The organism is Mesorhizobium sp. B2-4-3, assembly GCF_006442815.1.
Taxonomy (GTDB): domain Bacteria; phylum Pseudomonadota; class Alphaproteobacteria; order Rhizobiales; family Rhizobiaceae; genus Mesorhizobium.
The window spans coordinates 78,430-105,134 of the sequence record NZ_VFVL01000005.1; the positions used below are offsets into that span (position 1 = coordinate 78,430).

Genomic DNA, 26,705 nt, shown 5'->3' on the forward strand with positions numbered 1-26,705 from the left:
CCCTCTAGGGGGGAGATCGGATGTCGCGCCGGCTTTCGCCAATCTTCGGCGCCGGTAGAGATGTGCCGGCGTTCAAGCTGCCAATCTCCCCCCTTGAGGGGGAGATGTCCGGCAGGACAGAGAGGGGGGCCGTAGAGCGCTGCGATGGCGATTGGCAAACTATGTCCCATCAATCGCCCTCGTCCTCATATCCCACGAGATGCAGCGGCCTCGCCGCAATGCCCTCCAGCTCGCACCAGCGCACCAGTGCTTCCTCGCGGCCATGCGTGACCCAGATTTCCTCCGCGCCGGTTTCCTTGATCGTGATGATCAGCTCGTCCCAATCGGCATGGTCGGAAATGATCAGCGGCAGCTCGACGCCGCCCTGCTTAGCCCGCTGGCGGATGCGCATCCAGCCCGAGGCGAAGCAGGAGATCGGGTCCGGAAAACGCCGCGCCCAGCGGTCGGCGAAGGCCGACGGCGGGCCGACCACGATCGCGCCGGCGAAATCGGCCTTGCCGCTGCTTTCGACCGTCGCCGGCTCGATCCGGCCGAGATCGATGCCTTGGCTCTGGTAGTACTCGCTGAGCTTGGCCAGCGCGCCATGGATATAGATCGGCCTGTCGTAACCGGCATCGCGCAGCAGCCGCATCACGCGCTGCGCCTTGCCGAGCGCATAGGCGCCGATCAGGTGCGAGCGTTCGGGAAATTGCGCCGCCGACTTGAGCACGCGGGCTATCTCCTCATGGTCGGGCGGATGCCGGAATACCGGCAGGCCGAAGGTCGCTTCGGTGATGAAGACATCGCACAGGACAGGCTCGAACGGCAGGCAGGTGGCGTCCTTCTGCCGCTTGTAGTCGCCGGAGGCGACGATGCGCATGCCCCCATACTCGACGCAGATCTGCGCCGAGCCCAGCACATGCCCGGCCGGATGGAAGGTGACGGCGACGCCGTTGATGTCGATTGTCTGGCCGAGCGCAGCCACCTGCGTGGTTCCGGCGAAATCCTCGCCATAACGCAGCCCCATGATGTCGAGCGTCTCTTGCGTGGCCAGCACCGAGCGGTGGCCGGATCGCGCATGGTCGGAATGGCTGTGCGTGATCAGCGCCCGCTCGACGGGCCGCACCGGGTCGAGGAAGAAATTGCCGGGCGGGCAGTAAAGGCCCTCCGGCCGGGGCTTGAGCAGGTCGCTGGCGCGCATGGCTTTGAACATAGTAGCTAAATTTGCCGCGGGAAGCCCGTTGCAGGAGACTGCTGACTCGTCCTGGATCGCAATCGAGGCTCGTTGAAACGCCATCACGATCAAGCTCTTTGTTGGAGCACGATCTCTCTGCGAAAACCGGTTCCCACTTTTTGCTTCGCTGACCTTCGGTTCGGGATCATGCTATGGAGCCAGCCGCCGGCCCGCCTCGCCGGTGGGATTCTTCAAAGATGAAACCGCTCCAGGCCTCGTCGGGTGACTTGAACGCCGACCGCCGCGCCGATTTCGCCGAGATGCTGCTCGCCTCGGGCGAGCCGGCGCAGGCGGCCGAGCTTCTGCTTGGCGCGCTGGAACTGGCGCCGCGCTGGGCCGCCGGCTGGTTTCGGCTCGGCGAGATGCAGGAGGCGGTTGGCCTGCCCGATCAAGCCGCGCAAGCCTGGGCCATGGCGCTGAAGCTGGACCCCGCGGATCGCCTCGGCACCGCGCTCGAGCTTCAGCTGATCGGCAAGGCGCCCGCCGCGGCGGCGCCGCCCAGCGCCTTCGTCGAGACCTTGTTCGATCACTATGCCGACAGTTTCGAGGACTCGCTTGTCCGCAAGCTCGGCTACGGGCTGCCGGATTTTCTCGGGCGTGCCATCGGCAAGGCAAGGCCCGGCCGGTTCAGGCTGGCCCTCGACCTTGGCTGCGGCACCGGCCTGATGGGCGAAAGGCTGCGCCCTTTCGTCGACCGGCTGGAGGGCTACGACATCTCGGCCGGCATGCTGAGGAAGGCGAGGGCCAAGGGCATCTACGACCTGCTGGCCAAGGCCGACCTTCAGCATTTCTCCCGCACCGGCGACAGAGCCGATCTCGTGGTCGCGGCCGACGTGTTCATCTATGTCGGCGCGCTCGACCGTATCGTCGGCGCGGTTGCGAACATGCTTGCCGATGGCGGCATATTCGCCTTTTCGCTCGAGACGCTTGTCGGCGGCGGCGATTTCGCCCTTTTGCCGTCACGGCGTTATGCCCATTCCGAGGCCTATGCGCGGCGCCTGCTTTGCGCCAACGGCCTTGCGGTCCTGTCGCTGGAAAGCATGATTATCCGGCACGACCGGCGTGACCCGGTCGAGGGCCTGGCCATCGTGGCTGGCTTCCCTGCTACAGCTACCGAGGCGGGGAATCCGGCAACGGCATGAGGTCGACCTTGCTGCGAAAAAGCCTGAATGGCATGGTCCGGGTTGCGCGGGACGGATACCGAGTCTTTGTTTTGCGCAATTCCGGACGAAAAACCACGACGCACTTTTCCTGGAATTGCCCTAGGGAGATATCCATGCGCTGGACCATGGTTGCGTTGGCGTCTTGTCTGACGGTCTCCGGCTGTGTCGGAGGCACGTCGATGGCCGAGCGTCAGGACGAGGACGTCCAATCCTCATTGCAGTATGACGATGTGCCTTGCGATCAATTGCTGGCGCAGCGCAATCAACTCGCGCGGCAGAACAATCTGCCTGTCACCGCCAAGCCGGGCTTCTCCAATCCGGCGATGGGCTTCGGCCCGTTCATGCCGGATGTGCGCTCCAAGGCCCAGCGCGCCAGCAACAAGGCGAGCGGCGAGATCGACGCCATGAACCGTTCGATCGACCGCCGCGACTGCGGCAAGCCGAAGAAGAAGGAGACGGCCGGCCTGCCCGGCTCGAAGCCTTCCTGAGTATCCGATATTCGATATTCTGTTTAACGCTCGGCTGGACCGACGAGCGTTTGATCGCGCTTGAAAGACCGCCCGATGAACCTCTCAGACCTCGGCGACCGCATCTGCATCCTGGGCCCGTCCAACAGCGGCAAGTCCACCCTTGCCGACGCGATAGCGCGCAAGCGCGGCCTGGAAGCCGTTCACCTCGATCAGCTCTTTCATCTGCCCAATACGGATTGGGAGCAGCGTCCGAGGGCCGAATTCATTGCCCTGCACGATGCAGCCATCGCCCGCGAGCGTTGGGTGATGGACGGGAACTATTCGGTTTGCATGCCGCAGCGCCTTCGGCGGGCGACAGGCTTGATCCTGCTGGATATCTCCACCCCCGCAAGTCTTTTGCGGTACTTTCGGCGAACGCTGTTCGAGAAGGACAGGCTCGGCGCTCTGGAAGGCAGGCGCGACAGCGTCAAATGGGACATGATCCACCACATCGCCGTCACCACGCCGCGAAACCGCAGGAAATACCGGGCGATGTTCGAAGAACTCGAGCTGCCGAAGCTGCGGCTGTCTTCGCTGCGGGCGATCAAGCAGTGCTTTCGGGGCTGGGGTTTGACTCCCGACTAATATCCCGCCTTGCGGTCGACCAGGTTCTCGAGCTTTTCGCCGCGCTCGAAGGCGGCCATCTGGCGAAGCATGATCGGCACCAGATGGGCCGGGTCCGAGGTCGCGGCCGCATGCGGCGTGACGAATACTTTCGGGTGGCTCCATAACGGGCTGGTCTTCGGCAGCGGCTCGACCTCGAACACGTCGAGGCTCGCTTCCTTCAGCGTGCCGTCGTCCAGCGCGCGCAAAATGTCGGCATCCTTCTGCAGCCGTCCGCGCCCGGCATTGATCAGCACCGCGCCGCCAAGGCCGTTGCGCCGGCGCAGTTCCTTGAGCAGCCCGTAATTGACGATGCCCTGGGTTTGCGGCGTGAGCGGCAACAGCACGACGAGGATGTCGGTGGCATTGAGGAACGGGATCAGCCCCGCCTCGCCGGCATAGGTCGAAACGCCTTTCATCGGCCGCTCGCTGCGCGACCAGCCGTTGACGGCGAAGCCGAGCGACAACAATGCCGAAGCCGCGGCGCTGCCAAGACTGCCAAGCCCCATGATGCCGACGGAGATGTCGCCGGCCGCCCGTTGCGGCGGCTCGTGCCAAATCTTCTTTTGCTGCTGGGCCCGGTAAAGCGAGGCCTGGCGATGGTGGTCGAGCACGCGCCAGACGACATACTCGACCATGTGCTGGGTAAGATTGTCGGCGACGATCTTGACGATCGGCACGTCGGGCAGGCCGGGATCGGCAAAGATGTGGTCGACGCCGGCGCCGATCGAGAAGATGGCGCGCAGATTGGGCAGCGACTTGAGAAGGTTGGGCTTCTGCTTCCACACCACCGCATAGGCGATCGACGGATCATTGGCGCCGTTCGGCTCCAGCACGACCTCGCGCTCGGCCGAGAGCAACTCGTGCCAGCGCTGCGGGTGGATGCCCGTGAGGGCAAGCAGGATTTTGCCTTTTTCCATTCTCGGATTTTTCTTCCCTGTTTCGCCAGTGCGGGTCCGACTACTCGCTGACCACGCCGGTCGGTGCCGTCTCGATCTTGAAGGCCGCCGCCATCAGCGCCCGCGTATAGTCGGTTTGCGGGCTGCTGAAAATCTGCGCGGAAGGTCCCGCCTCGACGATCTGACCATTGCGCATGACGATGACGTCATTGGCAAGGGCGCGGACCACCTTGAGGTCGTGGCTGATGAAGAGATAGGCGAGATTGTGCTTGGCCTGAAGGCTGCGCAAAAGGTCGACCACCTGCGCCTGCACGCTCATGTCGAGCGCCGAGGTCGGTTCGTCGAGCATGACGAAACGAGGGTTCAACACCATGGCGCGGGCGATGGCGACGCGCTGGCGCTGGCCCCCGGAAAACTCGTGCGGGTAGCGGTGGCGCGTCTCGGGATCGAGGCCGACCTCCTTCAGCACGGCGACCACCTTGTCGTCGCGCTGGTCGGCCGAGAGCCTGGGCTCGTGGATCTTCAACCCTTCCTCGATGATCTCCGAGACCGACAGGCGCGGGCTGAGCGATCCGAAAGGGTCCTGGAAGACGATCTGCAGTTCGCGCCGCAGCGGCCGCATGGCGCCGAAGGAGAGCTGGTTGATGTCGCGTCCGTTGAAATTGATCGTGCCGGTCGAAGAGATCATCCGCGCGAGCGCCAGCCCGAGCGTCGTCTTGCCCGAGCCGGATTCGCCGACCACGCCAAGCGTCTGGCCGGCGCGCACCGTGACGTCGATGCCGTCCACGGCCTTCACATGGTCGACCGTGGTCCGGAAGAAGCCTTTCTTGATCGGGAACCAGACCTTGATGTCCTTGCCGGTCATGACGGACTTGGCGCCCGGGTCGGTTGTGGGCGGCTTGCCCTTCGGCTCGGCCGCCAGCAGATGCTTTGTATAGTCATGCCGCGGATTGGCGAAGATTTCCCCGGTTGGGCCGCTCTCGACGATCTTGCCCTTGGTCATGACGCAGACGCGGTCGGCGATCCTGCGCACGATGCCGAGATCGTGCGTGATGAACAGCAGCGACATGCCCTTGCGGGCTTTGAGTTCCGCCAGCAATTCGAGGATCTGCGCCTGCACGGTGACGTCGAGCGCGGTCGTCGGCTCGTCGGCGATCAGAAGCTCCGGCTCGTTGGCCAAAGCCATGGCGATCATGATGCGCTGGCGCTGGCCGCCGGAGAGCTGGTGCGGATAGGCGTCGAGGCGTTTCTGCGGATCGCGGATGCCGACCTCGTTGAGCAGCTCCAGCGTGCGGGCGCGGGCGGCTTGGTCGCGCAGGCCCTGATGCAGCTGCAGCACCTCGACGATCTGCTGCTCGATCGTGTGCAGCGGGTTGAGCGAGGTCATCGGCTCCTGGAAGATCATGGTGATCTTGTTGCCGCGCACGCCGCGCAACGCCTTCTCGTCCATGGCGAGCAGGTTGGCGCCGCTGAACAGGATCCTGCCCGACGGATGGCTGGCGGCGGGATAGGGCAGGAGCTTCAGCACCGACAGCGCCGATACCGATTTGCCCGAGCCGGATTCGCCAACCAGGGCAACCGTCTCGCCCTTGGCGATGTCGAATGAGATATGGTCGACGGCGATCGACTGCTTGCCGCCTTGCGCGAAGGCGACGCTCAGGTCCTGGACGGAAAGGAGGGGAGCGGTCATCCTTCCATTTCCGTAATGATTCTATCGAGAACGGAAATTTCCGGTCGGATAATCGAAATCTCGGCTGTCAATTGCGGAGGAACGAGTCTGTCCGGTGCGACAGAATAAGCGCCCTTCAGTCTGGTATCGGCAGTCAGGAATTGTGCGCAGCCGAAGTGCATTGCCGTGGAGAGGTGAATCGCATCGGGTAGCCTGAGAGAAACGAATTTTGAACGAAGCTGTGCCGCGTGCCACAGGACTTCACGAGTTACCATCCCGATCGAAACAAAGGCATTACCAATCGAGATATTGTCATAAAGCTCGATAAGCGAATCATTGCCCTTTTTCAGAGGGTCCACCATCAACTCAGCCAACACGATCTCGCTTGTCGCGATAAAAGGTTGCTTTCTGCCCTCGTTCAAAGAGACGAGCTGAAGCAGTTTTCGTGCAAGAGCATCATTATTTTCGAAAGCGTAGATGAAAATGTTCGTATCGACGTAAAGCCGGAAGGCGGCCATCAGTCCTCCCACTCGTCACGGAGGGCGCGAACACGCGCCACGGCCTCTTCGAGGCTTGTCCCTGGAGCGTTGGCCTGGGCGTTCCGCATAAGTTCAAGCAGTTGCTTGCGGCCAAGGGGCCGTTTGGCCTCCTCTTCCACGGTCACTGTAACCGAGGCATTCAAAGCTATACCCTCTCGCAACTCGTCCGGAAGTTTCGATGCGGGATAATGCTCGAGGATGACCTTATTCATAATTCCGTCCTCTCGTGGATCGCGGCGCGGAAAACGTGCGGATACCGCTCATGATCGCCGGCAGTTTCGCCAATTGATACCTACGTCCACCTTAATTCGTATCGTCACACTGAGAATATAACATGCCGGGTACCAGTCCGCAGTCATTTGAACGTCTTGCGCGGATCGAATGCGTCACGCGTCGCCTCGCCGATGAAGACCAGCAGGGACAGCATCAGCGAGATCACGATGAAGCCGGAGATGCCGAGCCAGGGCGCGTTGAGGTTGCGCTGCGCCTGTTTCAGCAATTCGCCGAGCGAGGCCGAGCCGGGCGGCAGGCCGAAGCCGAGATAGTCGAGCGATGTCAGCGTCGAGATGGAGCCCGAGAGCAGGAAGGGCAGGAAGGTCAGCGTCGCCACCATGGCGTTCGGCAACAGGTGCCGGAACATGATGGTGAGGTTCGGTACGCCGAGCGCCCGCGCCGCGTTGACATATTCGAAGTTGCGGGCGCGCAGGAATTCGGCCCGCACCACGCCGACTAGCGCCACCCATGAAAACAGCAGCATCAGGCTGAGCAGGATGAAGAAGCCCGGCGGCAGGATGGCCGAGACGATCAGCAGGAGGTAGAGCACCGGGATCGCCGACCAGATCTCGATGAAACGTTGAAAGAGAAGGTCGGTCCAACCGCCGAAATAGCCTTGCACCGCGCCGGCCGCGACGCCGATCAGCGACGACCCAAGCGTCAGGATCAGGCCGAACAGAACCGAGATGCGGAAACCGTAGAGCACGCGCGCCAGCACGTCGCGGGCCTGGTCGTCGGTGCCCAGCCAGTTCCAGTTGCCGACGGTGCAGTTCTCATCGGCCTCTCCCTTCGGGTACTGATTGCAGCGCGTTTTTTTGTCGTAGAGCCAGGACGGCTTTGCCGGGGCCGGTTCCGGAATGGCGTTGTTGACCGTCTGGTAGGAGTAACGGACCGGCGGCCAGATCATCCAGCCATTGGAGTTGATCTCGTCCTGGATCACCGGATCGCGATAATCGGTGACGGCGTAGAAACCGCCGAACTTCTCCTCCGGATAGGCGACCAGAACCGGAAACAGGATCTCGCCCTTGTAGGAGGCGATGATCGGCTTGTCGTTGGCGATCAGCTCGGAAAACAGCGACAGCACGAACAGTAACAGGAAGATCCAGAGCGACCAGTAGCCGCGCCGGTTGGCCTTGAAATTCTGCAGTCGCCGCTGGTTGAGCGGCGACAGAAATGGCCTGCGAGGCCGCGCCGGCGCGCTTTCGACCGCGGCCTCGGCCATCAGACGTCTCTCCGCTCGAAGTCGATGCGCGGATCGACCCAGGTGTAGATCAGATCCGACAAAAGGCCGACGAACAGGCCAAGCAGCGAGAAGATGTAGAGCGTGGCGAACACCACCGGATAGTCGCGGTCGATCACCGACTTGAAGCCGAGCAGTCCGAGGCCGTCGAGTGAGAAGATGTTCTCGATCAGCAGCGAGCCGGTGAAGAAGGCCGAGATGAAAGCGCCCGGAAAACCGGCGATGACGATCAGCATGGCGTTCCGGAAGACGTGGCCGTAGAGCACCTTGTGCTCCGACAGCCCCTTGGCGCGCGCGGTGACCACATATTGCTTGCGGATCTCCTCAAGGAAGGAGTTCTTGGTGAGCAGGGTGGTCGTCGCGAAAGCCGACAGCACGAGCGCCGTCAGCGGCAGCGTCATGTGCCAGAAATAGTCGGCGATCTTGCCGGGCCAGGACAGCTGGTCCCAGTTGTCCGAAACGATGCCGCGCAGCGGAAACCAGTCCCAGAACGAGCCGCCTGCAAACAGCACCATGAGCATGATGCCGAACAGGAAGCCTGGAATGGCATAGCCGACAATGACGACGCCGCTGGTCCACACGTCGAAGGTGGAGCCATCCTTCACCGCCTTGCGGATGCCGAGCGGGATCGAGATTAGATAGGATAAAAGCGTGATCCACAGGCCGATGGAGATGGAGACCGGCATCTTCTCCAGGATCAGGTTCAGCACCGAGATATCGCGGAAATAGCTGTCGCCGAAATCGAAGCGGCTATAGTTCCACAGCATCATGCCGAAGCGCTCGAGCGGCGGCTTGTCGAAGCCGAACTGCTTCTCCAGCTTCTTGATGAATTCGGGATCGAGGCCTTGCGCGCCGCGATATTTCGAGCCGACATCGCCGGCAACGTCGAAATTGCCGCCGCCGGCGTCGCCGCCACCGCTGCCGAGGCGATCGTTGCCGCCCTGGTTGGTCAGCCGTGCAATCACCTGCTCGACCGGGCCGCCCGGCGCGAACTGAATGACCGCGAAGGAAATCGCCATGATGCCGAACAGCGTCGGGATCATGAGAAGAATGCGGCGCAGGATATAGGCGCCCATCAGGCGACCGACCCCGCACAAACGTTCATGTCAGGCTTTGCCAATCTTTGCCGCCTTGCCCTTGTCGACCCACCACAGCGCTTCGACCGGAAAGCCGAAATCGGGTTTCTGTTCGGGGAAGCCGAACATGTCCCAATAGGCGCTTCGGTGATTCGCCAGATACCAACTTGGAATCCAATCGCGCCGCGCGCGCAAGGCCCGGTCCAACGCGCGCATGGCGGTGGTCAGGCTTTCACGATCCTTGGCGGCGCCGACGGCATCGATCAGCGCATCGACGGCGGGGCTTGCAACGCCCGACAGGTTGCGCGAGCCCGATATTGCGGCGCTGCGCGAGTGGAAGAAAATTTCCAGATCGTCTCGGGTCGGCGTGGCGCTGAAATTGAAGGCGGCCGAGAGCAGGTCGAAATCGAATGTCGATTGCCTGAGCTGGTACTGCGCCGAATCCACCAAGCGGATCGAGGCATCGATGCCGATAGCTTTCATGTTGGCGACCCAGGGCGAATAGACCTGCACGAAGGTCTCGTCGTCGACCAGGAATTCGGCGGCCAGCCGCCCGCCCTTGCCGTTGACCACGAAGTCGCCGGAGCGTTTCCAGCCGGCCTGAGCGAGCAACTTCAATGCCGCGCTCAGTTGCTTGCGGTCCCGCCCGGATCCGTCCGATGGCGGTTGCGTCACCGCTTCGCCGAATGTCTCCGGCGGCAGCTGGTCGCGCAGCGGCTGAAGCAGCGTCAGCTCCTGCGGCGTTGGCATGCCCGCGGCCCGGAAGTCGGACTTTTCGAAGCAGGACTGCGAACGCTCATAGGAACCATAGAAGAAGTTGCGCCGCGTCCATTCGAAATCGAAGCAGAGCGCGATCGCCTGCCGCACGCGCGGGTCCTTGAATTGCTCCCGCCGCTGGTTGACGGCGGTGGCCTGCATGGAAGGCGTGGTTTCAGCCGGGAACTCATGCTTGATCACCTTGCCGGCGGTAAAGGCTGGAAAGTCGTAGGCCGTCGCCCAGACGCGCGACGTGAATTCCTCGCGGTAGAGTATCTCGCCCTTCTTGAAGGCCTCGAACCCGGCCGTGCGATCCTGGTAGAATTCGATGCGGATGCGCCCGAAATTGTTCTGGCCGCGATTGACCGGTAGGTCGTTGCCCCAGTAGTCGGCCACGCGCTCATATTCGATCCAGGCGCCCGCCGACCAGCGCCCGACCTTATAGGCGCTAGAGCCGAGCGGCGGATTGAGCTGCGAGGAATCGAATGGATTGGCCGTGTAAAAGGCCTTCGACAGGATCGGAAATCCGACGACGTTGAGGATGGTGCGGGCCGATTGCTTGCCGGAGAATTTGAGCTCGACGGTGTGAGTGTCCTTCGCCTCGGCATCTTCCAGATGCGTCAGCGACAGCGCGTAGTCCGGATGCCCTTTGTCTTTCAGCAGCTTGAAGGTGAAGGCAACATCGTCGGCGGTGAGCGGCGTGCCGTCATGGAAGCGCGCCTGCGGGCGCAGCGAGAATGTGAAGCCGTTGCGGTCGTCGGAGATTGTGACTCCGTCGGCGATCAGTCCATAGACCGCGTCTGGCTCGTCGAGTGCCCGCACCATCAAGGAATCGAAGCACATTTCCATGCGCTGCGGAGAATCGCCCTTGGCGACGAACGAATTCAGCGTGTTGAAGGTCTGCGGGCTCTGGTTGGCGCCCCAGTTCGGCGGCGAGAAGTTGAAGATGCCGCCTTGCGGCGCATCGACATCGACATAGTCGAAATGGGTGAAATCGGGCTTGTATTTGAGGTCGCCGAAGGCCGACAGGCCGTGCAGCTTGACACCGGCCGGGGTGTCGGCAAAGGCCCGGCCGGGCAGCAGGGCGGCGGCTGTGGCCGCGGCGCCGAGCGCCAGGAAGTCGCGGCGAGGAAGCAAAATCCGCCGCCTCATCAATTGAGGCCCTTGTACTTGGCGGCCAGCGCCTTTTCCTTCTCGGGGTCGATCCACCAGGAATCGATATCGGCGCCGCGGTAACTTGGCTGCTTTTCCGGCATGCCGAACTTGTTCCAATAGGCAAGCCACACCACCGCGCGATAGAATTGCGGGACCACATAGTAGTTCCACAACAGCACCCGATCGAGCGCGTGGGTGGCCGCGACGAGGTCGTCCCGATCGGTCGCGAAGATGATGCGGTCGACCAATGCATCGACAACCGGGTCCTTGATGCCGGAATAGTTGCGCGATCCGGGCGCGTCGGCGGCCTTCGAGCTCCAGAAATCGCGCTGTTCGTTGCCCGGCGATTCCGACTGCTGCAGCAGGTTGGTGATGACGTCGTAGTCGAAATTGTTGACGCGGTTGACGTATTGGCTGGGATCGATGATCCGCAGCGTCGCATCGACGCCGATCTTGCGCAGGTTGGCGATATAATTGCCTGAGAGGATCTGGTCCGTGTCGGACGTGCCGAGGATCTCGAATTTGAACGGCGCGCCGGTCTTGGCGTTCACCATCTTGCCGCCCTTGATCACCCAGCCCGCCTGGGCGAAGAGGTCCACCGCCTGCTTCAGATACTTCCGTTCCGCCTGCGGCGAGTCATAGACCGGCAGCTTGAATTCCTGGGTGAACAATTCAGGCGGCAGCTTGTCTCGATACTTCTCCAGGATATCGAGCTCTCTGCCTTGCGGCAGCCCGCTCGACGCCAATTCGGTGCCCTGGAAATAACTTTTCGTGCGCGTGTTGGAATTGAAGAACAGCGTGCGGTTCATCGTCTCGAAATCGTAAGGATAGGTCAGCGCTTCGCGCACCCGGCGATCCTGGAACAGCGGCCGGCGCTGGTTGAGCATGAAAGCCTGCATCGGCTCCGGCGAGGTGGTCTTGAATTCCTTTTTGATCACGTCGCCGGCGCTGATGGCGGGAAAATTATAGGCCGTCGCCCAGCGCCTCGAGCTGTTTTCCGGCTTGATGTCGTCCAGCCCGCCCTTGGTGAAGGCCTGCCAGGCGGCGTTGTCGTCCAATATATAGGTGAAGCGCTGGGTATCGAAATTCTCGCGACCGATCTTCACCGGCAGCTTCGCACCCCAGTAGTCGGGCACGCGTTGCCAGACGATTTCCGAACCCGGTTTGAAGCTGGCGATCCTGTAGGCCGCGGAGCCCAGCGGCGGCTCCAGCGTCGGCCTGGTGATGTCACGCTTCTTGCCGTTTGCATCGGTGCCTTCCCACCAGTGCTTCGGCAGCACGACGAGATCGCCGAGAATCCGGGGCAGTTCGCGGTTGCCCTTCTGGTTGAACTGGAACTCGACCTCGCGATCCGAGATCGCGACCGCCTTGGTCACGTTCTCGAAATAGCGGTTGTACATCGGGCTGTTGGTCTTCAGCACCTGGAACGACCAGATCACATCGTCGGCGGTGATCGGCTGGCCGTCATGCCATTTGGCGCGCGGATCGAGCCTGTAGGTAGCCGAGGAATAATCTGGCGGATATTTGTAAGCCTCGGCGATCAGTGGGTGGTAGGTGCTACCCTCGTCAGTCGCCTGGTCCATCAGCGTATCGTAGAGCAACCCGCCGCCAAATTGAGCGAAGCCGGAGGCCGGCGATCCCTGCACGACATACGGATTGAAGCTGTCGAAGGTGCCGACGACGACCGAATTCAATGTGCCGCCCTTGGGCGCATCGGGATTGACGTAATCGTAGCGCTGAAAATTCTCACCGTATTTGGACTCGCCCATCAGCGAGGACGTCGTACGCCACTCGTCGGCGAAGCCGGCCTGCAGGCTGGCGGCGAAGGCGAGCGCGAACGCCGATGCGAAAAGCGTGCGGAAGCGGCCAACCTTCATGCGTTCTCCTCGTCGCGAGCAACTGGAGCGTTCATCGTTTACGAAAACGACGGCCCTCTATCGCTTTGTCTCAACGCAATTCCGAACGGAAACCGGTTCCCCTTCCTGGAATTGCTCTGACCACCCGCAATCTAGATCATTTGACGCCGGTGGAAACCGCAAGTGCCGCCTTTGTCGCCGCCCATGCAGCTTTCCTAACAGAAAAGCCGGGACGAACCCGGCTTTTCCAAGGAAGTCTCTGCGACAAATTGTTTATTGGGCAGGCGCCGCGGGCTTGGCCGGAGCGGATCCCTCGGCCGGCTTGGCCGGCGCAGCGCCTTCCGCGGGCTTCGCGGGTGCGGCACCTTCCGCCGGCTTGGCGCCTTCGGCGGGCTTGGCTTCGGCCGAAGCACCCGGCTGCGGCAGCGGCTTCGGATTGTCCGACAGCGTGCGCAGATAAGCGATCACATTGGCGCGGTCTTCATCCTTCGGCAGGCCGGCGAAGCCCATCGCAGTGCCCTTCACGAACTTCTTCGGCGACGTGATGAAGTGGTTGAGATTGTCGTACGTCCAGTGCTCCTGGCCGCCCTTGGAGAAATCCTTCATGCCCGCCGAATAGGCGAAGCCTTCGTGCTCGGCGACGGGGCGGTCGACGATGTCCCAAAGATCCGGACCGACCTTGTTCGGGCCGCCCTTCTCACCCGAATGGCAGGCCTGGCACTTCTTGAAGATGGCGGCGCCTGCCTCGGCATTGGCGGTGGCGAGCAGATCGGCGATCGGTTTGGCTTCCGCTGCGGGAGCAGCCGGACCGCCTTCGGTCGGTTCCTGCGCTTCGATGGCGAAGCCGGGCTTTTCGGGCGCCGGAGAGGCGAACAGCCCGTCCGAGACGAGGCCTATGGAAAAGACGAGGAAGCAGGTTCCCAGAAATCCGCCGAGCAGCTTGTTGATTTCGTTGGAATCCATACGCCCCTTGCTCCCTTTTCCGGCGGACCGTCCCGTCCACTCCGTCCGTCGGTATCGCGAACTGCCTCGAAAGGTCAGTCAAATCGGGCGGAAACTAGGTCTTTTGCTCTGGCGTTGCAACACCTATAAGGGCGCTTCCAGTGAGACCTTTTGCCACTTTTCCATCCGCGTTTTTCGACCGCCCTGAAATCCGATGTCAACCTTGATCCTGATCCCCGCCCGCATGGCCTCGACGCGTCTGCCGGGCAAGCCGCTGGCCGACATTGCGGGCGCGCCGATGATCGTCCATGTCGCCCGCCGGTCCGCCGAGGCCGGGCTTGGCCGCGTGGTGGTGGCGACCGATACCGAAGCCGTCGCGCAAACCGTACGGGCGTATGGCTTCGAGGCTGTCATGACCCGCGCGGATCACGAATCGGGCTCCGACCGCATCTTCGAGGCGCTGGCGGCCCTCGACCCCGAAAAACAGGTGGAGACGATCGTCAACGTCCAGGGCGACCTGCCGACCATCGATCCCGAGATCATCGGCGCGTCGCTGCGGCCGTTTGAGGACAAATCGGTCGATATCGCCACACTCGGCGTCGAGATCGTGCGCGACGAGGAAAAGACCAACCAGAACGTGGTCAAGATCGTCGGCTCGCCGCTGTCGGCGACACGGTTGCGAGCGCTCTATTTCACCCGCGCCACCGCGCCCTGGGGCGCTGGGCCGCTCTACCACCACATCGGCCTCTACGCCTATCGCCGTGCGGCGCTCGAACGTTTCGTGGCGCTCAAGCCTTCGCCGCTGGAGCGGCGCGAACGCCTCGAGCAGTTGCGCGCGCTGGAAGCCGGCATGCGCATCGACGCCGAGATCGTCAAATCGCTGCCGCTTGGCGTCGACACCCCCGGCGACCTGGAGCGGGCGCGAAAAATCCTCTCAAGCTGAGACATCCGTGATGGCTGACAAGACCAACAGAATTTCCTTCCAGGGCGAGCCCGGCGCCAACTCCGACACGGCCTGCCGCAACATGTTCCCGTCGATGGAGCCGTTGCCCTCCCCGACCTTCGAGGACGCCTTCAACGCGGTCGAGACCGGCAAGGCCGAGCTCGCCATGATCCCGATCGAGAACACCATCGCCGGGCGCGTCGCCGACATTCACCATCTCTTGCCGGAATCGAAGCTGCACATCGTCGGCGAATATTTCCTGCCGATCCACTTCCAGCTGATGGTGTTGCCGGGGGTGAAGCGCGACGAGATCAAGACCGTCCACAGCCACATCCATGCGCTCGGCCAGTGCCGCAAATACATCCGCAAGAACGGCTGGAAGCCGGTGATCGCCGGCGACACGGCGGGTTCGGCCAAGATGGTGTCGGAGGTCCGGGACCGCACAATGGCCTCGCTGGCGCCGGCTTTGGCCGCGGAGCTCTATGGGCTCGATATCATCGAGAAGAATGTCGAGGACACTGACTCGAACGTCACCCGCTTCGTCGTGCTGACCAAGGACAAGCAATGGGTGGAGCGCCCCGCGCCGGATGCAAAGATGATGACCACCTTCATCTTCCGTGTCCGCAATGTGCCGGCCGCGCTCTATAAGGCCATGGGCGGCTTCGCCACCAACGGCATCAACATGACCAAGCTCGAGAGCTACCAGCTCGGCGCCTTCACCGCGACGTTGTTTTACGCCGACATCGAAGGCCACCCGGACGATCCGCTGGTCAAGCTGGCGCTGGACGAGCTGCGCTTCTTCTCGCGCGAGATGCGCATCCTCGGCGTCTATCCGGCCAGCGCCTCGCGCGAGCAGTGGAAGGTCGCGGATTAGGGAATTGTACCTGCGGGGTTGGCCGAAACGCTTGAGCTTCGTCATCCACGGGCGAAGCAAGGAGCGAAGCGACGCGCGCAGACCCGAGGATCCATTCCGTGACTTCGACGCGTTGCATCGGTCCAGAATCTGCTCCGCTGCACCCTCGGGCCGAGGTCACGGCATGGATTCCAGGGTCTTCGCTTCGCTACGCCCTGGAATGACGATGTCACAGTTGGTCCGGCTAATCTCGGACGCCGCTTAACAACCCCCATTCTCAGCCAAACCCCAGCGGCACGTAGTCGATCTCCATGAACTTATCGACCTCGGGCACCCAGCGGTCGCGCACGAAGGCGACATGGTCCGGGTGCTCGTTGTAGCGCGTGTAAGCCGCCTGGTCGGCGAACTCCATCGAGAAGCCGAACTGGTAATCGTTCTTCGGGCTCACCTGCCGCAACTGCTCGAAATGCGCGACGCCCTTGATCCCGGTCAGGATCTTCTTCGCGTCGTGCAGAAAGCGCTTCGTCTCCAGCGACTGCAACGGGTGCTTCAGCGCGAACACGACGGTGTGACGGATCATTCTTCTGCTCCTATTCGCTGTCGACCCAGGCGCGGATGAGGTGATGGGCGATCGCCCCTTTCGGCGGTGTAATCAAGCCGTCGGCGTGCGTCCTGTCCAGCATCGTGCGCACTTCGTCGCGGAAAAACCAGCGGCAGTCCTCCAATTCGTTGAGGTCGGCCTGAATATCCTCGTTGAGCGGCTCGCCGAAACAACCGATCATCAGCGAATAGGGGAACGGCCAAGGCTGGCTGGCATGGTAGACGACGCGGCCGAGCCGGATGCCGGCCTCTTCAAGCGTCTCGCGCCGCACCGCCGCCTCGATCGTCTCGCCGGGCTCGATGAAGCCGGCGAGCGCCGAATACATGCCCGGCGCGAAATGCTTGCCGCGCCCCAGGATGCATTTCTCTTGCGTTGCCGTCAGCATGATCGCCACCGGGTCGGTGCGCGGGAAATGGTCGGTGCCGCAGGCAGGGCAATGGCGCCTGTAGCCGCCGGCCCGCATTTCCGAGCGGTTGCCGCATTTCGAGCAGAAGGCGTGGCTGACGTGCCAGGCGAGAAGCGCCGCCCCTTGCGCCAGCGCGCCGGCGGCCGCATCGTCGACCAGCCCTTGCATGTAGACGGAACGATAGTCGATCGCCTTGACCGTCTCGGGGAGTTTTTCCGGCTCGACGCCGGCGGGCACCGCCAGCACCGGGCCCTCCTCGGAAAGGCCGAGCAGCACGCCCTGGCCGAGCGAAACCTCGAAGGCCTGGCTTTCATCCGCCTTGAACCAGGGATCGAACGTGCCGTCGTCGAGCTTGAGGTAAAGCCGGCCGGCATGCATCAGCATCAGCCGCGCGGTCCGGTCGGCCAGCGCTTTTTCGACCGCGTCGTCGGCGCGGTTCTCGGACTGCCGGTCGATCCGGTTGCCGGCGAAACCGACGAATTGACTGGGCTCGCGCAAGGGCGCGTCGAACAGGCGAAAGCTCATGGGAACTCGGGGTGTGCTGAGGACTCGGGGGTGCGGAATGGACACTGGTCAGCTTATAGCGCCGCCTTGATCGTTTCGGCAAACCGCCTGATATCGGAGCGCTGGTAGGGTTCGCGCATGCCATGCCCCCAGACCGGTCCCGGCCAGCCGGGATCGCCCTCGGAGCGGGCGACGACATGGACATGCAACTGGCGCACGATGTTGCCCAAGGCACCGGTGTTGATCTTGGTGCATCCGGTCACCCGTTTCAGCGCCTGCGCCACCATATTGGTCTCGAAGGTCAGCATCGCCTGGTCGAGCGGCGTCAGGTCGTGAATTTCTTCCACGCCGGGCCGCTGCGGCACCAGCACCAGCCATGGCCAGCGGCGGTCGTTCATCAGCCTGAGCTCGCAAAGGCCAAGCCACATAAGCTGCTCGCTGTCCGCCTCCAGCCGGGCGTCCAGCGTGAATCCGGCCTCGAGGCCAGGCAGCATGAGCGTTTCCTTCGCTTTTGTTGTAAGCATTTTCCAAACCCGGAACGCTAGAGCGGCGGCAAGGTGGCTGCAAGCGATTCATTGACCGCCATTATCGATTTGAAGGACTTTCCGCCTTCGAAGCGGCTACGGGTTCTGGCTCGGCCCCTTGCATTTCGCCGCCGAATTGCCGATATGGAGCGCGGGAGGTTGGTGGTGGACGATCCACTCGCCAACCGGGTCAGGTCCGGAAGGAAGCAGCCCTAACGAGCCCGGAACGGGTCATTGTTCCAGCCTCCCACCTCTTCGCCTTTCTCCCGCGACATTGACGGCCCCGAGCCGTGCGGGTGAGACTATGCGCAGGAATCGGCCGCCTTCCGTCGCGGTCCTGGGAGCTTTTGACGGCGAATGAGCGAAGCCGGAAATTTGGGGCCACAAAGCCTGGAAACAGGTAAGGCCGCCGCTTATCGCGTCCTGGCGCGCAAATATCGCCCGTCGAATTTCTCCGAGCTGATCGGCCAGGAGCCGATGGTCCGCACGCTGACCAATGCGTTCGCCACCGGCCGCATCGCCCAGGCCTGGATGCTGACCGGCGTGCGCGGTGTCGGCAAGACGACGACAGCGCGCATCCTGGCGCGGGCCCTGAACTACAAGACCGCGACCGTCGATCAGCCCTCCGTCGACCTTTCGATCCCTGGTGAGCATTGCCAGGCGATCATGGAAGGCCGCCATGTCGACGTCATCGAGATGGATGCCGCCTCCCATACCGGCATCGACGACATCAGGGACATCATCGACCGCGTCCGCTACGCGCCGGTCTCGGCACGCTACAAGGTCTACATCATCGACGAAGTGCACATGCTCTCCACACAGGCCTTCAACGGCCTGCTGAAGACGCTGGAAGAGCCGCCGCCGCACGTCAAATTCATCTTTGCCACCACCGAGATCCGCAAGGTGCCGATAACGGTGCTGTCGCGCTGCCAGCGCTTCGATCTGAGGCGCATCGATGCCAGCGCGCTGGTCGGGCATCTGTCTTCGATCGCGGCCAAGGAAGGCATTGCCGTCGACGACGAGGCGCTGGCGATGATCGCGCGGGCTGCCGAAGGCTCGGCGCGCGATTCGCTCTCCATCCTCGACCAGGCGATCGCCCACGGCAGCGGCACGGTGAGCGCCGAGGCGGTGCGCGCCATGCTCGGCCTTGCCGACCGCGCCCGCATCATCGACCTGTTCGAGCATGTCATGAAGGGCGACGTGGCGGCGGCGCTCGCCGAGTTCCGCGCGCAATACGACACCGGTGCCGATCCTGCCGCCGTGCTTACCGATCTTGCCGAGTTCAACCACCTCGTCACCCGCCTGCGCTTCGTGCCGGCCGCCGCCGCCGATGCGTCGCTTTCCGAGGACGAGCGCCGGCGTGGCGCCGAATTCGCCGGCACGCTTTCGGTGCGCGTATTGTCGCGGACCTGGCAGATGCTGCTCAAGGGCATTCCCGAGGTGCAGTCCTCCAACCGCCCGGTCAGCGCGGGCGAGATGGTGCTGATCAGGCTGGCGCACGCCGCCGACCTGCCGACGCTGGACGAGGCGCTGAAATCGCTGGAAGGCGCCGCCCCGCTGCCGAATGGCGCGCCGCGCGCCAACGCAGCGCCGGCCGGCAATGGCGGCAGCGCGAGCCCCGTCGCGCAGACCCGGATGCCTGCTTCCACCGGTGGCGGTGCCCAGACGATGCGCCTGGTCGAAACACAGCCCGCGCCCGCCGCCTTCGTTCCGGCGCCGGAGCCGGTCGCCGAGGCGCCCGCCGTTCCGGTCAAATCGCTGGCCGACATCGTCGCGCTTGCCGACGCCAATCGCGACATGGCCTTCAAGGTGCTGCTGAAACGCTGCGTGCGGCCGGTTCGCATCGAGCCCGGCCGTCTCGACGTCACCTTGACCGACGACGCGCCGAAGATGCTGCTCAACGACCTCACCGCCAAGCTGCGCGCCTGGACCGGCCGCAACTGGCTGGTGTCGCTGTCGAAGGAAGAAGGCGGCCAGACATTGGCCGAGATGGAGACGACGAAGCGGGAGAACGCATTTTCCGACGCCAAGAGCGACCCGACTGTCGCGGCCATCCTCGCCCGTTTTCCTGGCGCCAAGATCATCGACGTGCGCATCCCGGACGTGCCGGACGTGGAAGAAGCCGAGGCCGACCTGCCGGTCGAGCCGGCGGCCGATGACGACGAGACCTGAAACATTTAGAGGACCACCCGATGAAAGATCTTCTCGGCCTTATGGGCAAGGCGAAGGAAATGCAGGCCAAGTTCCAGGCCATGCAGGACGAGATCGCCACGCTTGAAGCCACCGGCCAGGCCGGCGGCGGTCTGGTCAGCATCACGCTTTCCGGCAAGTTCGAAATGAAGGCGCTGAAGATCGATCCGTCGCTCATCAAGGCGGACGAAGCCGAGATCCTGGAGGACCTCATCCTGGCCGCCCACAATGACGCCAAAAATAAGGTCGAGCAGATCATGCAGGAGAAGACCAAGGCGTTGACGGCGGGCTTGCCGATCCCGCCCGGAATGAAATTGCCGTTCTGAGGCGGTGTCCGCCAGTTAATTGATTATGAACGGAAATTGAGTCCAGGCTGCAATATTAACCATTTTGCCGGCGATGCTCACGGGCACATTTCGCGGCATTCATAAAGTTTTACCCAAGTCCGGAAGTTGCTAACCCTCTAGCCATCTTTTTGCCCGAAAGAGTCTCATTCTTGCCACATCTCGGGGCGGGCTGGCATCTGGACATGAGGCTTTTTTGGTGATCGCGACGCGATGGAAGACGCCGCTGCTGCTTATCGGCATCGTCACTTCCCCCTTGCTCCTGGCCGGCTGCAGCCAGACCACTTCCTCCCATGGCATGTCGGTTTCGGGTCTGACCGATGCCCTTACGCCGAGCTTCCTCACGCGTTCCTCCAGCCACTCGCTGAAGGACAAGGAATGCTTGCAAAGGGCAATGTTCTTCGAGTCCAACCGGTCGAGCCGCGACGGCATGATCGCCGTCGGCACGGTCGTCATGAACCGGCTTCGCTCCGGCCAGCACGGCAACACCATCTGTCAGGTTGTCGGCGAGCCGGGCCAGTTTGCTCCGGGCGTCATGACGCGGCCGATGAACTCGAAGGCCCTGCCGGACGTCGAGGCGGCGGCCGATGCGGTGCTAAGAGGCGAACGCAAGGCCAAGCTCAAGAACACGATGTATTTCCACACCGCCGGCCTGCACTTCCCCTACAAGAACATGCATTACACCATGGTTGCCGGCGGCAACGCCTTCTATGAGAAGCGCGGCCGCAACTGGCAGCCGCTGCCGGACGAGCCGATGGTCGCCATGAACGTGGACGACCAGCAGAAGTCAGGCAGGCAGAAGCCCGCGGCCGACGCTCCGGTGCTCGTGGCTTCCGCCGAGCCGATCGTCAAGACGATCGTCCGTCCGGACCCGGCAAAGCAGGCCGCCTTGGCCGCGGCCGCGCGGACCGAAGACGCTTCCGCCGAACAGACCTATGCGACGGCTTCTGTTGCACCTTCTGCCAAGTCCGGCCGTCTGGCGCAGAAGCAGATGGTCGTGGCGATGCAGGAGCCCATGGCCGAACCGGACGCCTCGCGTTTCGGCGGCACGCTCAAGGGCCGCTACGTCACTTCGGTGCCCAGCGCGCCGCAGGAAGCGGCGATGGGCTTCCAGTCGACGCCTGAGAACACCGACGCCATCGGCGCGATGATCGTCAGCCAGGACCGGCCGCTCGAAGCCAACTGAACCCGATTGCATCCAACACAAGGCCCGCCATGGCAGCATGGCGGGCCTTGTGCCGTTGCTGGCTGTCCTGAAAAATCCTAGATCAAGGCGATGTCGAAGAGAATCGCCGGTCCGGAAATCGAACGCCTGATCCAGCTCCTGGCCAAGGTGCCGGGGCTTGGGCCGCGCTCGGCCAGGCGCGCCGCGCTTCATCTCATCAAGAAGAAGGAACAGCTGCTCGAGCCTCTGGCCGCCGCCATGGGCGAGGCGGTCGACAAGGTGCGCATCTGCTCGACCTGCGGCAATGTCGATACATCCGACCCTTGCATGATCTGCACCGACCCGCGCCGCGACGCCGGCACGCTGATCGTCGTCGAGGACGTCTCGGACCTCTGGGCGCTGGAGCGCGCCGCGGCCATGAACGTGCGCTACCACGTGCTTGGCGGCACGCTGTCGCCGCTCGACGGCATCGGTCCGGACCAGCTCAACATCCGCTCGCTGGTCGACCGTGTCGCCGGCGGCGAGGTGAAGGAAGTCATCCTTGCCGTCAACGCCACCGTCGAGGGGCAGACGACCGCGCATTATTTGACGGATCAGCTGTCGGGCTTCGATGTGAAGGTGACGCGGCTCGCGCATGGCGTGCCGGTCGGCGGCGAGCTCGACTACCTCGACGAAGGCACGCTGGCGGCCGCGCTGCGATCGAGGACTGCGTTTTGAAGTTGGCGGTGAGGGGACCTTGGAAATGACAGCATTCCTTCGCGCCCCCCTCTGTCCTGCCGGACATCTCCCCCACAAGGGGGGGGATCGGACGTCATGCCGGCTTTCGCCAATCTCCGACGTCGACGGAAGAGGCGCGGCACCAAAACTGCCGATCTCCCCCCTCGTGGGGGAGATGTCCGGCAGGACAGAGGGGGGCGCGACGGAACGCGGCTTTTCTAGGAACGGCTTCGTATTTCTTCTGATCGCGATATTCGGCTTCATTCTGACCATCCCCACTCACGCCGCCCCCATCGACGACCAGTTCCAGGCTTGGCTCCAAACTGACCTCTGGCCCGAAGCCAAGTCCAAAGGCATCTCCAAAAAGACCTTCGACGCTGCCTTCCTCGGCGTGAAGCCGAACCTCAAGCTGCCCGATCTCGTCCTGCCCGGCGAGAAGCCGACCACGCCGCAGAAGCAGCATCAGGCCGAGTTCGGCCCGCCGGCCAACTACTTCGCCGAGAAGATCATTCGGGCCGTCACCTCGGGCGGAAGGACGCGCGAGAGCGCCAACGCCCGGACGCTCGGGCTGATCGAGAAGCGCTACGGCGTTCCGGGCGAGATCGTGCTGGCGATCTGGGGCCGCGAGACCGGCTTCGGCGCGGCCAAGATGCCGTACGACGCGTTCGAGGTGCTGGGCACCAAGGCGTTCATGTCGACCAAGAAGGACTTCTTCCGCGCCGAGGTGCTGGCGGCGCTCGAAATCGTCGAGCGCGGGCTGGCGCCGGTCAATGCGATGAAGTCCTCCTGGGCCGGCGCGCTCGGCCAGCCGCAATTCATGCCGACATCGTTCCTCAAGCACGCCGTCGACTTCGACGGCGACGGCCGGCCCGACATCTGGAACTCGACGCCCGACGTGCTCGCCTCGATCGCCAACTACCTCGTCCATTACGGCTGGGTGAGGGGGCGCGGCTGGGGGACCGAGGTGACGGTTCCGGCAAATGTCTCCTGCTCGCTCGAAGGACCCGACCAGGGCAAGAAGATCTCCGACTGGGTGGCGATGGGCATCAGGCGCGTCGACGGCAAGGCGTTTCCGGCGAGCGAATTGAAGGCCGAGGGTTTCCTGCTGATGCCGGCCGGGCGCAGTGGCCCGGCCTTCGTCGTCACGCCGAACTTCTATGTGATCAAGCAATACAACAACAGCGATCTCTATGGCCTGTTCATCGGCCATGCCGCCGACCGCATCGCCAAAGGTGACGCCACGTTTGCCGGCACCTGGGGCGCGGTCGGCGATCTCCATCGCTCCGATATCGCCGCCCTGCAGCGGGCGCTGGAGGCCAAGGGCTACGATGTCGGCAGCTCCGATGGCCTGCCCGGCTTCAAGACCCGCCGCACGATCGGCATCTGGCAGGCGAAGAACGGCAGGCCCGCCACCTGCTTTCCCGATGCGGGTTTGGTCGCGCAGCTGAAATAGCGGTGCATCCAGCCCACGGACTGAAGCAGATTTTTTCCCGATTTCCGGCTTCAATTAGCCGGCACATAGGTCGACTCGTTGCGCCCGGTTCTGATCCAATGCGCTGTCTTGCACATGCGCGTTGCCGCTTTGGTACGCCGTCGAATAGGGAGTTGACCAACTGGACAAAAAACACGACGGTAAGCGGTCAAAGCCGCCGCTGGCCTTGCAAAGAACAATACAGCCCTGAGCCGGGAACTCAGGTCAACAAGACAGGGAACGATCACCATGATGCTGGAAAAGTTTGCTCTCCGCTCGCGCGCCTTGCTTGCGGGCGCCGCGCTGTCCGCGCTGCTCGTCGCGCCCGCCTTCGCGGTCACGCCCGCCGATACGCTGGTCGAGGGCTTTGCCATCGACGACATCATCTCGATGGACCCGGGCGAAGCGTTCGAGCTGTCAACGGCCGAGGTCACCGGCAACACCTATGATCTCCTGGTCCGCCTCGACCTCAGCGACACATCCAAGGTAAAGGGCGACCTTGCCGAGAGCTGGACCGTTTCCGATGACGGCCTGACCTATACTTTCAAGCTCAAGCCCGGCATGAAATTCGCGTCCGGCAATCCGATCACCGCGGCCGATGTCGCCTATTCCTTCGAACGCGCCATCAAGCTCGACAAGAGCCCGGCTTTCATCATCAACCAGTTCGGCATCACCGGCGACAACGTCACCGAAAAGGCCAAGGCCGTCGACGACACCACCTTCCAGTTCGTTGTCGACAAGGCCTATGCGCCGAGCTTCGTGCTCAACTGCCTGTCGGCCACCGTGGCCTCCGTCGTCGACGCCAAGCTGGTCAAGGAGCACGTCGCCGCCGCCACGCCGAGCGCCGACTACAAATGGGACAACGACTTCGGCAATGCCTGGCTGAAGACCGGCTATGCGGGCTCGGGCCAGTACAAGCTGCGCGAATGGCGCGCCAACGAGGCCGTCGTCCTGGAGCGCAACGACAACTACAACGGCGAGAAGGCCAAGCTTGCCCGCGTCATCTACCGCAACATGAAGGAAAGCTCGGCGCAGCGCCTGGCGCTCGAGGCCGGCGATATCGATGTCGCCCGCAACCTCGAGCCGAACGATCTCGACGCCATCGCCAAGAACGCCGACCTAACCACCACCAGCGCGCCGAAGGGCACGGTCTATTATATCAGCCTCAACCAGAAGAACCCGACGCTCGCCAAGCCCGAGGTGCGCCAGGCGTTCAAATATCTGATCGACTATGATGCGTTGAGCACGACCATCCTCAAGGGCATCGGCGAAATCCACCAGTCCTTCCTGCCCAAGGGCGACCTCGGCGCAATGGATGACAATCCCTTCAAATTCGATGTCGCCAAGGCCAAGGAACTACTGGCCAAGGCCGGGCTGCCGGATGGCTTCAAGGTGACCATGGACGTGCGCACCGGCCAACCGACCACCGGCATGGCGGAATCGATCCAGCAGACGCTCGGCCAGGGCGGCATCCAGCTGGAGATCATTCCCGGAGATGGTAAGCAAACACTGACCAAATACCGCGCCCGCAACCACGACATCTATATCGGCCAGTGGGGCCAGGATTATTTCGACCCGAACTCCAACGCCCAAACCTTCGCCTCCAATCCGGACAATTCCGACGCCGCCAAGATCAAGACGCTGGCCTGGCGTAACGCCTGGGACATTCCGGACCTCACCAAGGAGACCGAGGCGGCACTGCTGGAGAAGGATTCGGCCAAGCGCGCCGACATCTACAAGGACCTGCAGCAGAAGATCCTCGACACCAGCCCCTTCGTCATCATCCATCAGCAGCTCGAAGTGGCCGGCTTGCGCAAGAACCTCAAGGGCTTTGCGCTCGGCCCGAGCTTCGACACCAATTTCGTCGGCCCGGTCTCCAAGGAATAGTGTCTTCGGACGCGCCCGTGAGCGTAGCTGAAAACCAGGCGGTGGCGGGGCGCGGCAGCGCCCGCGCCGTCGCCGTCCTATCGTCGCTCGGCCGCTTCCTGGTCATCGCGGTGACGACCTATCTCGGCCTTCTCGCGGTGACCTTCTTCATCGGCCGCGTCATCCCGATCGATCCGGTCCTGGCCGTTCTCGGCGATCGCGCGCCGACCGCCGTGGTCGAGCGCACGCGCCGCGAGATGGGCCTCGATCTGCCCTGGATCGAACAGTTCTACCTCTATGTCAAAGCGGCGCTGAGAGGCGACTTCGGCACTTCGGTGCTGACCACCAATCCGGTGATGTCCGATATCCGCCGCGTCTTCCCGGCGACCATCGAGCTGGCGACGCTGGGCACGATCATCGGCGCCGTCATCGGCGTGCCGCTCGGCGTGCTGGCCGCGGTCAAGCGCGGCAGCTTGATCGACCAGGTCGCGCGCGTCGTCGGCCTCATAGGCTATTCGGTGCCGATCTTCTGGCTTGGCCTGCTCGGGCTGGTGCTGTTCTACGCCAAGCTGCAATGGATCGCCTTTCCGGCCCGCCTCGATGTCGTCTATGAATACACATTCACGCCGATCACCGGCTTCTACCTGCTCGATGCCGCGATCCAGGGGCAGTGGGACGTCTTCTATGACGCCTGGCGCCACATCGTCCTGCCGGCCGCGCTGCTCGGCTACCTGTCGCTCGCCTATATCAGCCGCATGACCCGCTCCTTCATGCTGAACGAGCTGGCACAGGAATACATCGTCGCGGCGCGCGCCAAGGGCCTGTCGGAGACGCGCATCATCTGGGGCCATGCGCTGCGCAACGCCGCCGTGCCGATGGTGACGGTGATCGCGCTTTCCTATGCCAACCTGCTCGAAGGCTCGGTATTGACCGAGACCGTCTTCTCCTGGCCGGGCATTGGCCTCTACATTACCAACTCGCTGCAGAACGCAGACATGAACGCCGTGCTCGGCGGCACCATCGCCATCGGCTCGGTCTTCATCGCCATCAACCTTTTCTCCGATCTGCTCTACCGGCTGCTCGATCCAAGGACGAAGACCGGATGAGCGGAGGTATCGCATCTTTGGGCTTGGCCGCGGTCAATCACCCCCACTCCGGCCCTTCGGGCCCGGGGGAGAGGAAAAGCTGGTCGCATGCCTGGCGCCTTTCCTCTCCCCCGTCGAACGGA

Annotated in this window: 25 protein-coding genes and 1 other RNA gene; 13 read left to right on the forward strand and 13 right to left on the reverse strand. The window is 63.2% G+C overall.

Annotated elements, in window-relative coordinates; all coding sequences use genetic code 11:
• Positions 1 to 169: 169 nt before the first annotated feature.
• Positions 170 to 1,180 (reverse strand): ligase-associated DNA damage response exonuclease, encoded by a 1,011-nt coding sequence (locus FJ956_RS07445; protein ID WP_140673409.1) that lies wholly within the window; start codon positions 1,178 to 1,180, stop codon positions 170 to 172.
• 230 nt (positions 1,181 to 1,410) lie between these two features.
• Between FJ956_RS07445 and FJ956_RS07450 the strand changes: the two genes are divergently transcribed.
• The 3 genes from FJ956_RS07450 (at position 1,411) to FJ956_RS07460 (ending at position 3,470) form a co-directional block, all read left to right on the forward strand.
• The gene (locus tag FJ956_RS07450; RefSeq protein ID WP_140673122.1) at positions 1,411 to 2,355 is read left to right on the forward strand and encodes a methyltransferase domain-containing protein; all 945 of its coding nucleotides are present in this window, start codon (positions 1,411 to 1,413) and stop codon (positions 2,353 to 2,355) included.
• Positions 2,356 to 2,555: 200 nt separating this feature from the next.
• Positions 2,556 to 2,864 (forward strand): hypothetical protein, encoded by a 309-nt coding sequence (locus tag FJ956_RS07455; RefSeq protein WP_246671974.1) that lies wholly within the window; start codon positions 2,556 to 2,558, stop codon positions 2,862 to 2,864.
• Between the two features lie 75 nt (positions 2,865 to 2,939).
• Positions 2,940 to 3,470 (forward strand): AAA family ATPase, encoded by a 531-nt coding sequence (locus FJ956_RS07460; protein ID WP_140673411.1) that lies wholly within the window; start codon positions 2,940 to 2,942, stop codon positions 3,468 to 3,470.
• Here FJ956_RS07460 and FJ956_RS07465 read toward each other — a convergent pair.
• From FJ956_RS07465 to FJ956_RS07505, 9 genes are all read right to left on the reverse strand, one after another.
• Positions 3,467 to 4,408 carry a glyoxylate/hydroxypyruvate reductase A gene (locus FJ956_RS07465; RefSeq protein WP_140673126.1) on the reverse strand — a complete coding sequence of 314 codons (942 nt, stop codon included), beginning with the start codon at positions 4,406 to 4,408 and terminating at the stop codon, positions 3,467 to 3,469. The two genes, FJ956_RS07460 and FJ956_RS07465, sit on opposite strands and share 4 nt — an antisense overlap.
• Before the next feature lie 40 nt (positions 4,409 to 4,448).
• On the reverse strand, positions 4,449 to 6,077 hold the full coding sequence (locus tag FJ956_RS07470) for an ABC transporter ATP-binding protein (RefSeq protein WP_140673128.1): 1,629 nt from the start codon (positions 6,075 to 6,077) through the stop codon (positions 4,449 to 4,451).
• On the reverse strand, positions 6,074 to 6,574 hold the full coding sequence (locus FJ956_RS07475) for a PIN domain-containing protein (RefSeq protein ID WP_140673130.1): 501 nt from the start codon (positions 6,572 to 6,574) through the stop codon (positions 6,074 to 6,076). Before FJ956_RS07475 ends, FJ956_RS07470 begins: the two co-directional genes overlap by 4 nt.
• The gene (locus tag FJ956_RS07480; RefSeq protein WP_140673132.1) at positions 6,574 to 6,807 is read right to left on the reverse strand and encodes a hypothetical protein; all 234 of its coding nucleotides are present in this window, start codon (positions 6,805 to 6,807) and stop codon (positions 6,574 to 6,576) included. The genes FJ956_RS07475 and FJ956_RS07480 overlap by 1 nt, the downstream gene beginning before the upstream one ends.
• A 143-nt stretch (positions 6,808 to 6,950) precedes the next feature.
• Positions 6,951 to 8,090: an ABC transporter permease gene (locus tag FJ956_RS07485; RefSeq protein WP_140673134.1), complete on the reverse strand. Its 1,140-nt coding sequence runs from the start codon at positions 8,088 to 8,090 to the stop codon at positions 6,951 to 6,953.
• Positions 8,090 to 9,184 carry a microcin C ABC transporter permease YejB gene (locus FJ956_RS07490; RefSeq protein ID WP_140673136.1) on the reverse strand — a complete coding sequence of 365 codons (1,095 nt, stop codon included), beginning with the start codon at positions 9,182 to 9,184 and terminating at the stop codon, positions 8,090 to 8,092. The genes FJ956_RS07485 and FJ956_RS07490 overlap by 1 nt, the downstream gene beginning before the upstream one ends.
• Before the next feature lie 30 nt (positions 9,185 to 9,214).
• A complete protein-coding gene (locus FJ956_RS07495; RefSeq protein WP_140673138.1) occupies positions 9,215 to 11,092 on the reverse strand; it encodes an extracellular solute-binding protein in 1,878 nt (625 codons plus the stop codon).
• A complete protein-coding gene (locus tag FJ956_RS07500; protein WP_140673140.1) occupies positions 11,092 to 12,972 on the reverse strand; it encodes an extracellular solute-binding protein in 1,881 nt (626 codons plus the stop codon). Before FJ956_RS07500 ends, FJ956_RS07495 begins: the two co-directional genes overlap by 1 nt.
• A 252-nt stretch (positions 12,973 to 13,224) precedes the next feature.
• Positions 13,225 to 13,914 (reverse strand): cytochrome c family protein, encoded by a 690-nt coding sequence (locus tag FJ956_RS07505; protein WP_140673142.1) that lies wholly within the window; start codon positions 13,912 to 13,914, stop codon positions 13,225 to 13,227.
• 193 nt (positions 13,915 to 14,107) lie between these two features.
• Here FJ956_RS07505 and FJ956_RS07510 point away from each other — a divergent pair, with 193 nt between their 5' ends.
• Both FJ956_RS07510 and FJ956_RS07515 read left to right on the forward strand, forming a co-directional pair.
• Positions 14,108 to 14,836 (forward strand): 3-deoxy-manno-octulosonate cytidylyltransferase, encoded by a 729-nt coding sequence (locus FJ956_RS07510; protein ID WP_140673144.1) that lies wholly within the window; start codon positions 14,108 to 14,110, stop codon positions 14,834 to 14,836.
• Positions 14,837 to 14,846: 10 nt separating this feature from the next.
• On the forward strand, positions 14,847 to 15,710 hold the full coding sequence (locus FJ956_RS07515) for a prephenate dehydratase (RefSeq protein WP_140673146.1): 864 nt from the start codon (positions 14,847 to 14,849) through the stop codon (positions 15,708 to 15,710).
• Between the two features lie 256 nt (positions 15,711 to 15,966).
• Here the strand turns inward: FJ956_RS07515 and FJ956_RS07520 are convergent, their stop codons facing one another.
• Genes FJ956_RS07520 through FJ956_RS07530 form a run of 3 tightly spaced genes read right to left on the reverse strand, consistent with a single transcriptional unit; the run spans position 15,967 to position 17,694 of the window.
• A complete protein-coding gene (locus tag FJ956_RS07520) occupies positions 15,967 to 16,269 on the reverse strand; it encodes a Dabb family protein (protein WP_140673148.1) in 303 nt (100 codons plus the stop codon).
• Between the two features lie 10 nt (positions 16,270 to 16,279).
• Positions 16,280 to 17,221 carry an NAD(+) diphosphatase gene (nudC, locus tag FJ956_RS07525; RefSeq protein WP_140673150.1) on the reverse strand — a complete coding sequence of 314 codons (942 nt, stop codon included), beginning with the start codon at positions 17,219 to 17,221 and terminating at the stop codon, positions 16,280 to 16,282.
• Positions 17,222 to 17,274: 53 nt separating this feature from the next.
• Positions 17,275 to 17,694 (reverse strand): HIT family protein, encoded by a 420-nt coding sequence (locus tag FJ956_RS07530; RefSeq protein ID WP_140673151.1) that lies wholly within the window; start codon positions 17,692 to 17,694, stop codon positions 17,275 to 17,277.
• A 184-nt stretch (positions 17,695 to 17,878) separates the two neighbouring features.
• On the opposite strand from FJ956_RS07530, the gene ffs reads away from it, so the two are divergent.
• The 8 genes from ffs to FJ956_RS07570 all read left to right on the forward strand — a co-directional run bounded on the left by ffs (position 17,879) and on the right by FJ956_RS07570 (position 26,583).
• An RNA gene (gene ffs / locus FJ956_RS07535) (signal recognition particle sRNA small type) lies at positions 17,879 to 17,975 on the forward strand.
• A gap of 106 nt (positions 17,976 to 18,081) precedes the next feature.
• Positions 18,082 to 19,896, forward strand: coding sequence for a DNA polymerase III subunit gamma/tau (locus tag FJ956_RS07540; protein ID WP_140673152.1), 1,815 nt, complete (start codon positions 18,082 to 18,084; stop codon positions 19,894 to 19,896).
• A 20-nt stretch (positions 19,897 to 19,916) separates the two neighbouring features.
• Positions 19,917 to 20,240, forward strand: coding sequence for a YbaB/EbfC family nucleoid-associated protein (locus FJ956_RS07545; RefSeq protein WP_140673153.1), 324 nt, complete (start codon positions 19,917 to 19,919; stop codon positions 20,238 to 20,240).
• 217 nt (positions 20,241 to 20,457) lie between these two features.
• A complete protein-coding gene (locus tag FJ956_RS07550; RefSeq protein ID WP_140673154.1) occupies positions 20,458 to 21,444 on the forward strand; it encodes a cell wall hydrolase in 987 nt (328 codons plus the stop codon).
• Positions 21,445 to 21,534: 90 nt separating this feature from the next.
• Entirely contained in the window at positions 21,535 to 22,140 is a 606-nt protein-coding gene (gene recR / locus FJ956_RS07555; protein WP_126079441.1) for a recombination mediator RecR, read from the forward strand.
• 175 nt (positions 22,141 to 22,315) lie between these two features.
• Positions 22,316 to 23,593 (forward strand): lytic murein transglycosylase, encoded by a 1,278-nt coding sequence (locus tag FJ956_RS07560; protein WP_140673413.1) that lies wholly within the window; start codon positions 22,316 to 22,318, stop codon positions 23,591 to 23,593.
• 270 nt (positions 23,594 to 23,863) lie between these two features.
• Complete coding sequence (locus FJ956_RS07565; protein ID WP_181170092.1) at positions 23,864 to 25,498, forward strand: ABC transporter substrate-binding protein; 1,635 nt, start codon at positions 23,864 to 23,866, stop codon at positions 25,496 to 25,498.
• A 17-nt stretch (positions 25,499 to 25,515) separates the two neighbouring features.
• The gene (locus tag FJ956_RS07570) at positions 25,516 to 26,583 is read left to right on the forward strand and encodes an ABC transporter permease (RefSeq protein WP_140673156.1); all 1,068 of its coding nucleotides are present in this window, start codon (positions 25,516 to 25,518) and stop codon (positions 26,581 to 26,583) included.
• The last annotated feature ends 122 nt before the right edge of the window (positions 26,584 to 26,705 follow it).